Annotated in this window: 14 protein-coding genes; 9 read left to right on the forward strand and 5 right to left on the reverse strand. The window is 73.1% G+C overall.

What is annotated here, in order from left to right; all coding sequences use genetic code 11:
* Positions 1 to 17: 17 nt before the first annotated feature.
* Positions 18 to 596, reverse strand: a complete 579-nt coding sequence (locus tag K353_RS26150; protein WP_111555982.1) for a DUF4291 family protein — start codon at positions 594 to 596, stop codon at positions 18 to 20.
* Between the two features lie 110 nt (positions 597 to 706).
* On the opposite strand from K353_RS26150, the gene K353_RS26155 reads away from it, so the two are divergent.
* Positions 707 to 1,735, forward strand: coding sequence for an N-acetylglucosamine kinase (locus K353_RS26155; RefSeq protein WP_199528250.1), 1,029 nt, complete (start codon positions 707 to 709; stop codon positions 1,733 to 1,735).
* A gap of 53 nt (positions 1,736 to 1,788) precedes the next feature.
* Here K353_RS26155 and K353_RS26160 read toward each other — a convergent pair whose 3' ends face one another.
* Complete coding sequence (locus K353_RS26160; protein WP_111555983.1) at positions 1,789 to 2,283, reverse strand: ATP-binding protein; 495 nt, start codon at positions 2,281 to 2,283, stop codon at positions 1,789 to 1,791.
* Between the two features lie 167 nt (positions 2,284 to 2,450).
* Between K353_RS26160 and K353_RS26165 the strand changes: the two genes are divergently transcribed.
* Positions 2,451 to 3,209, forward strand: a complete 759-nt coding sequence (locus K353_RS26165; RefSeq protein ID WP_111555984.1) for a GntR family transcriptional regulator — start codon at positions 2,451 to 2,453, stop codon at positions 3,207 to 3,209.
* A gap of 261 nt (positions 3,210 to 3,470) precedes the next feature.
* On the opposite strand, the gene K353_RS26170 is transcribed toward K353_RS26165, so the two are convergent.
* Positions 3,471 to 3,959, reverse strand: a complete 489-nt coding sequence (locus K353_RS26170) for a hypothetical protein (protein WP_100837737.1) — start codon at positions 3,957 to 3,959, stop codon at positions 3,471 to 3,473.
* Between the two features lie 378 nt (positions 3,960 to 4,337).
* Between K353_RS26170 and hemL the strand changes: the two genes are divergently transcribed.
* From hemL to K353_RS26205, 7 genes are all read left to right on the forward strand, one after another.
* On the forward strand, positions 4,338 to 5,666 hold the full coding sequence (hemL, locus tag K353_RS26175; RefSeq protein ID WP_111555985.1) for a glutamate-1-semialdehyde 2,1-aminomutase: 1,329 nt from the start codon (positions 4,338 to 4,340) through the stop codon (positions 5,664 to 5,666).
* A gap of 32 nt (positions 5,667 to 5,698) precedes the next feature.
* Positions 5,699 to 6,349: a histidine phosphatase family protein gene (locus K353_RS26180; protein ID WP_111556003.1), complete on the forward strand. Its 651-nt coding sequence runs from the start codon at positions 5,699 to 5,701 to the stop codon at positions 6,347 to 6,349.
* 174 nt (positions 6,350 to 6,523) lie between these two features.
* Positions 6,524 to 7,120 (forward strand): TlpA disulfide reductase family protein, encoded by a 597-nt coding sequence (locus K353_RS26185; protein ID WP_111555986.1) that lies wholly within the window; start codon positions 6,524 to 6,526, stop codon positions 7,118 to 7,120.
* Positions 7,121 to 7,125: 5 nt separating this feature from the next.
* Positions 7,126 to 7,902 carry a cytochrome c biogenesis CcdA family protein gene (locus tag K353_RS26190; protein WP_370447658.1) on the forward strand — a complete coding sequence of 259 codons (777 nt, stop codon included), beginning with the start codon at positions 7,126 to 7,128 and terminating at the stop codon, positions 7,900 to 7,902.
* Between the two features lie 2 nt (positions 7,903 to 7,904).
* Entirely contained in the window at positions 7,905 to 9,722 is a 1,818-nt protein-coding gene (locus K353_RS26195; protein ID WP_111555988.1) for a cytochrome c biogenesis protein ResB, read from the forward strand.
* Between the two features lie 3 nt (positions 9,723 to 9,725).
* On the forward strand, positions 9,726 to 10,847 hold the full coding sequence (gene ccsB, locus K353_RS26200; protein ID WP_233533840.1) for a c-type cytochrome biogenesis protein CcsB: 1,122 nt from the start codon (positions 9,726 to 9,728) through the stop codon (positions 10,845 to 10,847).
* Between the two features lie 57 nt (positions 10,848 to 10,904).
* Positions 10,905 to 11,309 carry a hypothetical protein gene (locus tag K353_RS26205; RefSeq protein WP_111555989.1) on the forward strand — a complete coding sequence of 135 codons (405 nt, stop codon included), beginning with the start codon at positions 10,905 to 10,907 and terminating at the stop codon, positions 11,307 to 11,309.
* A gap of 67 nt (positions 11,310 to 11,376) precedes the next feature.
* On the opposite strand, the gene K353_RS26210 is transcribed toward K353_RS26205, so the two are convergent.
* Together K353_RS26210 and K353_RS26215 are read right to left on the reverse strand one after the other, a co-directional pair.
* Entirely contained in the window at positions 11,377 to 11,577 is a 201-nt protein-coding gene (locus tag K353_RS26210) for an acyl-CoA carboxylase epsilon subunit (protein WP_111555990.1), read from the reverse strand.
* A gap of 57 nt (positions 11,578 to 11,634) precedes the next feature.
* On the reverse strand, positions 11,635 to 12,527 hold an 893-nt coding region (locus K353_RS26215; protein WP_305000337.1), incomplete at its 5' end, for an acyl-CoA carboxylase subunit beta.

A 12,527-nucleotide genomic window follows, 5' to 3' on the forward strand; every position in this document is an offset into this window, starting at 1 on the left:
GTCCCGCAGCGGGCCCCTCAGGACATCCCCAGCCGGACGGCCGTACCCGGAGCCACCGGGTACGGCCGCTCCGGCGGCAGCAGCCCCGCGTCCCGCGTCGCGTGCAACTCCCGGACCAGCGGCGTCAGGTCCTCGATCCGCACCAGCCACTCCCCGACGTACCGCCGCACCAGCTCCCCGCCCAGCCCGAGCTGGAGCGAGCGGTGGTCCAGCGGCCGTAGGCGCAGGTCCCGCTCCGGGTCCCACTGCGCCCGGGCCGCGCCGCGCCGCAGCTCCCGCTGCCACTGCGCCTTCGAGGCGTGCACCCCGCGCCGGTACGAGCTCAGCACCGCCGCCGCCAGCGCGGCGTCGAACCCCTCCCGGCGGATCACCACCCCCAGCACCCGCTCCTGGCCCCCGGCGCGAGCCCAGTCGCTGCGGTGCAGCAGCCAGCGGAACGACGGCTTCACCCACGTCATCCGCCCGGTCTCGAACGCCGCCGGGAACCGCCCCGCCGCGGCGGCGGGCTCCGCGATCTCCGGCCGGAACGCCTGGTAGACCGTCACCGTCTCCTCGTCGTAGCGGGCCCTGACCTGCCTCTTCGGTGTCTCCTCCATCCCTTCATCCTGGCTGCCGGGTCAACCGGATTGCCCGCCCCCGGGGGCCGGGAACGCGGCCGGGCCGCGGGTGGGAGCATGTGAGCCGTCGATCTGCCTGGAGGTGCGCGGTGGCCGGTGCGCGGCTGGTGTTGGGGTTGGACGTCGGGGGCACCAGTACCCGGGTGCTGGTCGCCGACCTGGACGGGCGGGTGCTGGGGGCCGCCCGCGGGGCCGGGGGGAACCCGGTCGCGCACGGTGCGGAGGCCGCGGCGAAGGAGATCGGGGACACCGTGCGGGCCGCGCTGGCCGGGCTGGACCCGGCGCGGGTGGCGGCCGGGGTGCTGGGGCTGGCGGGCGGGCTGGTGGCGCGGCCCGCGTTCGGCGGGCTGTGGGACGCGCTCGGGCTGGGCGCGCACCCCGTGCTGGTCAGCGACGTCCTGCTGGCGCACGCCGCGGGCACCTCCGCGCCGGACGGCCACGTGGTGCTCAGCGGGACGGGCGGGATGGCCGCCGAGGTCCGCGGCCACGAGCTGACCCGCACCGCGGACGGGCACGGCTGGCTGCTGGGCGACCGGGGCTCGGGCGTCTGGCTCGGCCGCGAGGCCGTCTCCGCCACCCTGACCGCCCTCGACCGGGACGAGCCGCTCACCGGCCTGGCCGCGGCGGTCGCCGGGGAGCTGACCGGCCCGGACGGCCTGGACGGCCCGGACGGCCCGGACGGCCCGGACCGCTCGGACCGCTCGGACCGCGCGGAAGGCCGGGACGGCTCGGGCCCGGGCGACGACCTCCGTTCGGCGCTGATCACCGCCGTCCACGGGCAGGCCCCGACCCGGCTGGCCCGGCTCGCCCCCGTCGTCCTGGAGCGGGCCGGGGCGGGCGACCCGACGGCCCTCGCCCTGGTCGCCCGGGCCGCCGACCACCTGCTCGACACCCTCGGACTGCTCCGCGCCCCCGGTTGCGCCCTCCCGATCGTGCTGGCCGGCGGACTGCTCAGCACCCCGACCCCGCTGGCCGCCCGGCTCCGCCCGCTGCTCGCCGCCCGCTGGCCGGACGTCCCGCTCCGCCCCGCCGGGAACGGCGCGGGCGCGGCGGCCTGGCTGGCGGCGCGGTCACTGGGCCGCGGCACCGAGGAGTTGCACCGCGCGCTGACGGCCTGACGCCCCGTCCACCGGGTGCACCGGGCCTGCGGGGCTCGCCGGGCTCGCCGGGTTCACTGGCAGGTCATCGCCCAGGGCGCGATCTTGCCGGGCGGCGCCGGGCGCGGCGTGCCGTCGGCGGTGCCCCCGGCCGGGCGGGAGGCCGCGCCCGGGAGGGCGATCTCGGCCCAGACCCACTTGCCGCCGCGCTTGCGCACCACCCCGTGCGCGAGGGCGAGTTCGGCGATCAGCAGCAGGCCGCGGCCGGACTCCGCGTCGTCGGCGGGGCGGCCGGCGGCGGGGCCGGGGAGGGCGGGGGAGGAGTCGTAGACCTCGATGACGGCGCGGTGGTGCAGCGGGTCGGCGTGCACGCCGACGGTGACGGCGGGGCCGGTGGCGTGGCGGACGGCGTTGCCGAGGAGTTCGGAGGTGACGAGGTCGAGGGTGAGGCGGGTGTCCTCGTCGAGCGGGGTGTTCCAGGTGGTGAGGAGGTCGCGGACCCGGCGGCGTCCGGCGGCGACGGTGGCGGGCTCGCGGGGCAGTGAGAACCATCGACGGTGGACGGACATGGCGGGCTCCTCACGCGGTTTCGCCCGATGGGCGGAGACTCGGCAGCCGATATGAGGGTATGTCAGATCCCAGCATCTCTAGACAAGCTGAAATCTCTAGAGATGTCAATGCGTCAGGGACCCGGCCCTGCGTAGGATGTCTAGAGAGGGGAAGGAAGTCCGCCGCCATGAACAGTCACCCGCGCGTCACGCAGCCCAAGTACCAGCGGATCGCCGAGGACCTCAAGCGCGAGATCGACACCGGCCGCTACCGCCCCGGCGACCGGCTCCCCGGCGAGAACGACCTGATGGCGACGTACGGCGTGGCCAGGATGACGGCCCGTCAGGCGCTCGGGGTGCTCCAGGGCGAGGGGATAGCGGAGGCCCGCCGCGGCGTCGGCGTCTTCGTCCGGGAGTTCCGGCCGATAAGGCGGCGCGGCATCCAGCGGCTGTCCGGCCGCACCTGGGGCGGCGGCGCCTCGGTCTGGTCGGCGGACATAGCGGCCCGCGAACTGACGGTGGACCAGCTGAGCGTCGCCGAGCGGGAGGCGCCCGAGCAGATCGCCGCCGTGCTCGGCCTCAAGGGCGGCGAACCGGCCTGCGTGCGCAGCCGCCGCTTCGTCCTGGACGGCAAGCCGGTGCTGGTCTCCGACTCCTACCTCCCCGCCGCCCTGGTCGCCGGCACCCGGATCGCCGACCCGGACACCGGCCCCGGCGGCACCTACGCCCGGCTCGCCGAACTCGGCCACAAGCCGGTGCACTTCCAGGAGCAGATCCGCTCCCGGATGCCCTCCGGCGACGAGGCCGAACGCCTGGCCCTGGCCCCCGGCACCCCCGTCTTCCTGGTGCGCCGGATCGCCTTCGCCGAGGACGGCCAGGCGGTGGAGGTCAACGAGATGGTGCTCGACTCGGCCTCCTACATCCTGGAGTACGACTTCGACGCCTGACCGGCCCGTCCGCCGCCGGTGGAAAACCCGAACAGTTGTCCACAGGTCTGTGGAAAACCGCCGCGCCCGTCCACCGTTCCGGTGCGGCGCCCGGCAGCACCGGTCGAACGGGGGCGGCCCGGCGGTGTGCGGTGCCGGGGAGGCCCGACTGCGGCTGACCGCAACGGAGTTCACCGCCCCGGAGCGCCCGGCCCGGCGGTCCGGACCCGCCGCGTCATCGGGACGGTGCGCGGCGTCGGCCGCCGGCCGGTGCCCCGAGGGTCAGGGCCAGACCAGGCAGTAGAGCTGGTGGCCGGCCTCGTGCAGGCGGCTGGCGAAGTCCTGCCACTCGTGCAGCATCTGGTAGATGACGAAGGCGTCCCGCGGACCGCGGCGGTCGGGGACGGTGGACCAGATGAAGGCGGCGGCGCCGAGCTCGGTCTCGTCGGCCTTGCGGAGCGGTTCCACGACGGTGTGCGGGAGTTGGACCACCGCGTAGTCGGGGTGCAGGACGACGAGTTCGAGCGGGGGGACGTGGTGCAGCGGGACGCCCTGGATGCCGGTGAGGACCATCGCGCTCATGGTCTCGGGCTTGATCTTGGTGGAGAGGTGGCCGTTGACGGAGCCGCTGGTCTCCATCAGGTCGCCGAGCCGGCCGAGGGCGCCGAGCTCTCCGGCGTCGAGCCCGAGGCCGCCGGGGCCGAGGGCGGTGGGAACCCTGGCGGCGGTCGCCCGGTCCGGAGCGCCGAAGTACTTGTAGGTGACCCCCACTCTGCCCTCGCCCCTCCTTCCCCTGCCGGTACCCGTACCCCCGCCGGCCTCGCCGGGCCTGCGGCCGTGGCCCGCGCCCTCGTCGAAACCGTCCTGCCTCTCGGACACTGGACCATCCTCACCGGAACTCGCCGGAATCGACAGACCCCCGCACGCTCGGTGTCCCTCCGAACATGCCCCTTACCCGTCTGTTTGGCGTGCTACACGAGCGCGCGTCACTCGACCTTACCTTCGGCACAGCCGGTGAGGGGAGCAGCACACGGATCATCGTTCCAGATGATCGGGCCCGACATGCAGAACGCCAGGACACGATTTGAGACCATGTGCGGGTAAGGGCGGTTCCCGGCCGCTCCCAGCACCCAACGGATGAGCGAGCAGATGAGCTACCCGTACGAAGCCCCCCAGTCCCAGTCGCTGTTCGACCGCGCCCTGGCCGTCACCCCCGGCGGGGTCAACTCGCCGGTGCGGGCCTTCCGCGCGGTCGGCGGCACGCCCCGCTTCATGGTGTCCGGCACCGGCCCGTACCTGACCGACGCCGACGGCCGCGAGTACGTGGACCTGGTCTGCTCCTGGGGACCGATGCTGCTCGGCCACGCCCACCCGGCGGTGGTCGAGGCGGTCCAGCGGGCGGTGGCCCTCGGCACCTCGTTCGGGACGCCCGGGCAGGGCGAGGTGGAGCTGGCCGAGGAGATCGTCTCCCGGATCGCCCCGGTCGAGCAGGTCCGGCTGGTCTCCAGCGGCACCGAGGCGACCATGTCGGCGATCCGGCTGGCCCGCGGCTTCACCGGCCGCGCCAAGGTGGTCAAGTTCGCCGGCTGCTACCACGGCCACGTGGACGCCCTGCTGGCCGCGGCCGGCTCCGGCGTCGCCACCTTCGGCCTGCCCGACACCCCCGGCGTGACCGGCGCCCAGGCCGGCGACACCATCGTGCTGCCGTACAACGACCTGGACGCGGTGCGCGCCGCGTTCGCCGCCCACCCCGGCGAGATCGCCTGCGTGATCACCGAGGCCTCGCCCGGCAACATGGGCGTCGTCCCGCCGCTGCCCGGCTTCAACCACGGCCTGGCCGAGCTCTGCCGGGCCGACGGCGCGCTGTTCGTCTCCGACGAGGTGATGACCGGCTTCCGGGTCTCCAAGGCCGGCTGGTACGGGCTGGAGGCCGCCCGGGAGGGCTGGGCGCCGGACCTGCTGACCTTCGGCAAGGTGATGGGCGGCGGCTTCCCCGCCGCGGCCTTCGGCGGTCGCGCCGACGTGATGGCGCACCTCGCCCCGGCCGGCCCGGTCTACCAGGCGGGCACGCTCTCCGGGAACCCGGTCGCCACCGCCGCGGGCCTGACCCAGCTGCGGCACTGCACCGACGAGGTGTACGCCAAGGTCGACGCGGTCGCCGCCGAGGTCTCCGGCCTGGTCGCCGCGGCGCTCGCCAAGGAGGGCGTGGCGCACCGGCTGCAGACCGCCGGCAACATGTTCTCGGTCTTCTTCACCGAGCAGCAGGTCACGAACTACGACGAGGCGCGCGCCCAGCAGGCGTTCCGCTTCAACCCGTTCTTCCACTCGATGCTGAGCCAGGGCGTCTACCTGCCGCCGTCGGCCTTCGAGTCCTGGTTCGTCTCGGCCGCGCACGACGAGCGCGCGGTCGAGCGGATCGCCGCCGCCCTGCCCGCGGCCGCCCGCGCCGCCGCCGAGGCCACCGAGGAGCCCAAGTGACTGACCAGAAGGACATCACCGTCGTCCACGTGATGCGGCACGGCGAGGTGCACAACCCGGAGGGCGTGCTCTACGGCCGCCTGCCCGACTACCACCTCTCCGACCTGGGCCGGGAGATGGCCGAGCGGGTCGCCGAGCACCTGAAGGACCGGGACGTCACATACGTGGTGGCCTCGCCGCTGGAGCGGGCGCAGGAGACCGCCGAGCCGATCGCCAAGGCGCACGGCCTCCAGGTGGCGGCCGACCCGCGGCTGATCGAGGCGGAGAACGTCTTCGAGGGCAAGACCTTCGGCGTCGGCGACGGCTCGCTGCGCAACCCCGGGTACTGGAAGCACCTGACCAACCCGTTCCGGCCGTCCTGGGGCGAGCCGTACATCGACCAGGCGGTCCGGATGATGGGCGCCCTCGCGGCGGCCCGGGACGCCGCGCGCGGGCACGAGGCGGTGTGCGTCAGCCACCAGCTGCCGATCTGGATCCTGCGCTCGTTCGCGGAGCGCCGCCGGCTGTGGCACGACCCGCGCCGCCGGCAGTGCTCGCTGGCCTCGCTGACCAGCTTCACCTACGAGGGCGACCGGATCGTCTCGATCGGCTACCGCGAGCCGGCCCGGGACCTGCTGCCGGCCCACCTGGTGGGCCGGGGCAAGAAGGGCGACAAGCCGGTCGGGAAGAGCTTCGGCGCGTAGCCCGCGCCGGCCTCGCACCCGTCCCGCGCCCGCCTCCCGCAGGTAAGCGGCGACGGTCGGCGATATGCCCGAATTAAGACGATCATAAGCGGAGAATGCGCAGGTCACGGGGGGTCCGGCCGACAAGGCCGGACCCCCCTAAAACGGGCCGAAGAGCCATGCGAAACTTTTCACATGTCACGGACGTCCAGCCGCCGCCTCCGCCTCACCGCCGCCCTCGGCGCGGCCACCGCCCTGGCCCTCGCCGGGTGCTCCAGCTCCGGCAGCAGCAGCGGCGGCGGAGTCGGCTTCGTCACCGGCAAGGGCGGCATCGCCACCGCCACCCCCGCGAAGCGGGTCGCCGCGCCCGACGTCACCGGCACCCCGCTGGACGGCGGCGGCGCCCTCAAGCTCTCCGACTACCGCGGCAAGGTGGTCGTCCTCAACATCTGGGGCTCCTGGTGCAGCCCCTGCCGGGCCGAGGCCAAGGGCCTCCAGGAGACCAGCGAGAAGTACGGCGACCAGGTCCAGTTCCTCGGCATCAACACCCGGGACACCGACCCCGCCAACGCCGTCGCGTTCGAGAAGAACTTCGGGGTGACCTACCCGAGCATCTACGACCCGGACGGCGCCGAGATCCTCAAGTTCCCCAAGGGCAGCCTCAACCCGCAGTCCATCCCGACCACCATCGTGGTCGACCGGGACGGGCGGCTGGCCGCCCGGGCGATGCGCGCGATGTCCGCCGAGGACCTGCAGAAGATGGTCGACCCGGTGCTGGCGGAGTCGAAGTGAGCGTCCTGCTGGCGGCGGAGGGCGTCGGGTACAACGAGACGGTCGGCAGCGGTGCGCTGGTGCTCGCGCTGCCGATCGCGCTGGCCGCCGGGCTGGTCTCGTTCTTCTCGCCGTGCGTGCTGCCGCTGGTGCCCGGCTACCTCAGCTACGTCACCGGCTTCTCCGCCGCCGACCTCTCCGACGCCCGGGGCGCCCGGCGCGGCCGGATGCTGGGGGGCTCGCTGCTGTTCGTGCTCGGCTTCGCCGCGGTGTTCGTCTCCGGCGGCGCGCTGTTCGGCTCCTTCGGCCACAGCCTGCAGGAGCACCGCCGGGTCATCTCGATCGTGATGGGCGCGCTCACCGTGCTGATGGGCCTGGCCTTCATGGGCCTGCTGCCCGGCTTCACCATGCGCGAACTGCGCTCGCACCGCCGCCCGGCGATCGGCCTGGCCGGCGCCCCGCTGCTCGGCGTGGTGTTCGGCCTCGGCTGGACGCCGTGCATCGGCCCGACCATGGGCGCCATCCAGGCGCTGGCCTTCAGCCAGGCCGACGCCGACGCCGGGCGCGGCGCGCTGCTGATGGCCGTCTACTGCCTCGGCCTCGGCGTACCGTTCGTGCTGGCCGCCCTGGCGTTCCGCAAGGCACTGGGTGCCTTCGGCTGGGTCAAGCGGCACTACCAGTGGGTGATGCGGATCGGCGGCGGCATGCTCGTCCTGGTCGGCCTGGCCCTGGTGACAGGGGTGTGGGACGCGCTGGTCAGCCAGCTCCAGTCCCTCACCCAGGACTTCTCGATCGGAATCTGACCGTGAGCGACACCAAGACCAGCCCCCAGCCGGCCGACGCCGCGGACGAAACCGACGTCGAACGGCTCAGCACCGCGCCCGAGGAGAGCGACACCGCCCCGGTCGGCATGGGCGTGCTCGGCTGGCTGCGCTGGTTCTGGCGCCAGCTGACCTCGATGCGGGTCGCCCTGCTGCTGCTGTTCCTGCTCTCGCTGGCGGCCATCCCCGGCTCGCTGGTGCCGCAGAACACCAACGCGTTCAAGGTCGCGGAGTGGAAGAACGCCCACAAGGGCATCACCCCGCTCTACGAGAAGCTCCAACTGTTCGACGTGTACAGCTCGGTGTGGTTCTCCGCGATCTACATCCTGCTGTTCGTCTCGCTGGCCGGCTGCATCCTGCCGCGCACCTGGCAGTTCGTCGGCGTGCTGCGGGCCCAGCCGCCCGCCGCCCCGCGCAACCTGACCCGGATGCCGGTCTACGCGGCCTGGCACACCGACGCCGCCCCGGCGGCGGTCAACGCCGCCGCGCACCGGCTGCTGCGCAAGCGCGGCTTCCGGGCCGCCGCCGGCCCCGGCTCGGTGGCCGCCGAGAAGGGCTACCTGCGCGAGGTCGGCAACCTGCTGTTCCACTTCGCGCTGTTCGCCCTGCTGGCCGGTTTCGCCTGGGCCAGCCTGTTCAGCGGCTCCGGCACCAAGATCGTGCTGGAGGGCCAGGGCTACTCCAACACCACCACCCAGCTCGACGACTTCACCGGCTCGGCGTTCTACGGCGTCGACGACCTGGACGCCTTCGGCTTCAAGCTGGACGGCTTCACCGCTGACTACCAGACCCAGGGCCCGGCGGCCGGCACCGCCAAGGAGTTCGTCGCCAACGTCCGCTACTGGGACGGCACCGACTCCAGCAAGCAGAAGAACGCCCGGATCGAGGTCAACCACCCGCTGGAGGTGGGCGGTTCCAAGGTCTTCCTGACCGCGCACGGCTTCGCCCCGGTGGTCACCGTCCGGAACGCGAAGGACGAGGTCGTCTACCGCGGCCCGACGCCGTTCCTGCCCCGGGACTCCAACGTCACCTCGCCCGGCGTGATCAAGGTCAACGACTACGGCACCGACGCCCGGGGCGACAAGACCCAGCTCGCCTTCAAGGGCTTCTTCCTGCCCACCGCGGCGGCCGACTTCACCGGCACCGGCCCGGTCTCGGTCTTCCCGGCCGCCGCCGACCCCCGCCTGGTGCTCAACGTCTACGCCGGCGACCTGCGCACCGACAGCGGCCTGCCGCAGAACGTGTACGAGCTCGACGACAAGGCGATGACCCAGCTCCAGGTCAACGGCGCGCCCGCCACCGCGATCCTCAAGGTCGGCGAGGGCTGGCAACTGCCCGACGGCTACGGCACCCTGACCTTCGACGGCTACCAGCAGTGGGCCAACTTCACCGTCTCGCACCGCCCCGGCAACACGCTCGCGCTGCTCGGCGCGGTCGGCGCGATCCTCGGCCTGATCGGCTCGCTGTTCGTCCAGCGCCGCCGGATCTGGGTCCGGGCCACCGCCGGCGCCGACGGCCGCACCCTGGTCGAGGTCGCCGGGCTGGGCCGCAGCGAGTCCGCCCGCACCGCGGAGGAGCTCGCCGAACTCGCCGTCGACCTCCAGGAGGACGCCCCGGCGACCGACGAACCGACCCGACCGGCCGACCCGGCCGACCCGGCCGACCCCGACCGCCAGGACCGCTCCGACCGTCCCGACCGTCCCGACCGCCCGGACAGCCCCGACCGCCCCGAAGACGACGCACCCGCCGCAGCCGACTCCCCGGCCGCTGCCGTTCCCACCGCCCCGGAAACCAAGGAGTAGACGGTGCTGCTCGCGCAGGTCGACACCCAGTTGGCCAACCTCTCCAACTACCTCATCTACTCGGCGATGACGGTCTACACCCTGGCCATGTTCGCCCAGATCTTCGAGTGGACGTTCGGCGCCAAGGGCGGCGTCGCCGTCCGCTCCGCGCAGCAGAGCACCCTCGCCGAGACGGTCGCCGACGCCGCGGACGCGGCCAAGGGTGTGCGCAAGGTCACCGTCACGGTCGCCGCCCAGGGCGGGGGCACCACCACCCTCACCCGCACCGCCCTCGCCGACGCCGGCGCCACCACGGTCACCAGCGGCCGCGGCGACGACGCCCCCGCCGACGGCACCGGCCCGGCCGGCACCAGCGAGAAGGCCGACCTGGCCGGCCGGATCGCGGTCTCGCTGACCGTCCTCGGCCTGCTCCTGCACGCCGGCAGCGTGATCACCCGCGGCCTGTCCGTGATGCGCTGGCCGTGGGGCAACATGTACGAGTTCTCGTGCGCCTTCGCCCTGATGATGGTCGGCGCGTACGTCATCCTGCTCGTCGCCGGGAAGAACGTCCGCTGGCTCGGCCTGCCGGTGACCGTCGTCGCGCTGCTGATCCTGGGCATCGCGGTCAGCGTGCTCTACACCGACTCCGAGCAGCTCGTCCCCGCCCTGCACTCCTACTGGCTCGGCATCCACGTCTCCACCGCGACGATCTGCGGCGGCGCGTTCTTCGCCGCGTTCGTCGCCACCGCCACCTACCTGCTCAAGGACCGCTACGAGCACCGGGTCGCGGCCGGCCTCACCGTCCGCGCCGCCAGCCTGATGGAGCGGCTGCCCGCCTCCGGCACCCTGGACAAGCTCTCCTACCGGATCAACGCGGTGATCTTCCCGCTCTGGACGTTCACCATCATCGCGGGCGCGATCTGGGCCGAGGCCGCCTGGGGCAAGTACTGGGAGTGGGACCCGAAGGAGACCTGGTCGTTCATCACCTGGGTCGCCTACGCCGCCTACCTGCACGCCCGGGCCACCGCCGGCTGGCGCGGGCGCAAGGCCGCCTACCTGGCCCTGCTCGCCTTCGCCTGCTGGCTGTTCAACTTCTACGGCGTCAACATCTTCATCACCGGCAAGCACTCCTACGCCGGCGTCTGACGCCCGTCCGCCCCACCCCCAACCCACGCACCACAAAGCCGCGAGGAGGGCCGCACCATGGAGTGCGACGAGGTCATCATGACCGTCCGAATCACCGCAGCGGAACGCACGCTGCTGCGACGGCTCGCCCAGGGCCATCACAGCGACGTCTCCGAAGTCGTCGCCGACGGGCTGCTGGACGTCCTGCCCACGCTGCACTGCGCGGCGGACGCCTACCGGCTGCTCGCCGCCATCACCACCCCGGCGCCCTGCGCGCTCACCGTCTGGCTCCCCACCGAGCTGGCCGACCTGCTCACCATCGCCACCGCCCGGATCGCCCAGTCCACCGGCGTCCGGCTCGGCTCCTCCTGCATCATGCTGGGGGCCGCCGTCCGGCTCTGGCTCGCCCAGGACCCGCAGCGGCTGGCGGCCAACCTGACCACCATGCACGCCGGCCGCCCGCCCGCGCTGGCGGCCGCGTAGCGACGGCGAGGGGCCCGGCGGACCGGGCGGGTGCGTCCCGCCGGTCCGCCGGGCCCCTCGTGGTGCCTCAGGCGGCCTGCTGCCAGCTGACCGGGGAGAAGTAGGCCGGGCGGCGCTCGACGCGCGACCAGGTGGCGATCGGCTCGACGGACGGGGCGGCGGCGGTGGCGGCGGCCACCGCGGCGCGGGCGGCCAGGACCGCGGTCAGCGCGGCCAGTTCCTCGGCGTTCAGCGAGCCGCGGACGACGCGGACGAGAGGTTCGCTCATGGTTCCTGTTCTCCCCCAAGCTTGATTCTGAAAGGTTTCGGCGCGCTTGACCGCTCGTTACATCGGCGGGTTGCCGTGCTTGCGGCTGGGCAGGTCGGCGTGCTTGGTGCGGAGCATGGCGAGTGAGGAGGCGAGTACGGCGCGGGTCTCGGCCGGGTCGATGACGTCGTCGACGAGGCCGCGTTCGGCCGCGTAGTAGGGGTGCATCAGTTCGCTCTTGTATTCCTTGATCTTCTGGGCGCGCATGGCTTCCGGGTCCTGGGCCCCGTTGATGTCGCGGCGGAAGATGACGTTGGCGGCGCCTTCGGCGCCCATCACGGCGATCTCGTTGGTGGGCCAGGCGAAGGAGAGGTCGGCGCCGATGGAGCGGGAGTCCATCACGATGTACGCGCCGCCGTAGGCCTTGCGCAGGATGAGCTGGATGCGCGGGACGGTGGCGTTGCAGTAGGCGTACAGCAGTTTGGCGCCGTGTCGGATGATGCCGTCGTGTTCCTGGTCGACGCCGGGCAGGAAGCCGGGTACGTCGAGCATGGTGACCAGCGGGATGTTGAACGCGTCGCACATCTGGACGAAGCGCGCGGACTTCTCGGAGGCGTTGATGTCCAGGACGCCGGCCAGTGACTGCGGCTGGTTGGCGATGATGCCGACCACGTGGCCGTCGATGCGGGCCAGGGCGCAGATCACGTTGGTGGCCCAGCGTTCGTGGACTTCCAGGTACTCGCCGTGGTCGACGATCTCCTCGATGACCTTGCGCATGTCGTAGGGGCGGTTGCCGTCGGCGGGGACGAGGTCGAGCAGGGAGTCGTTGCGGCGCTCGACGGGGTCGTCGTTGGCGGCGGAGGGCGGCATCTCGCGGTTGTTCTGCGGCAGCAGCGACAGGAGGTAGCGGACTTCCTCGATGCAGGACTGTTCGTCGTCGTAGACGAAGTGCGAGACGCCGGAGACGGAGG

Origin of the sequence: Kitasatospora sp. SolWspMP-SS2h (genome assembly GCF_003259315.1) — a bacterium.
GTDB classification, from domain to species: Bacteria; Actinomycetota; Actinomycetes; order Streptomycetales; family Streptomycetaceae; genus Kitasatospora; species Kitasatospora fiedleri.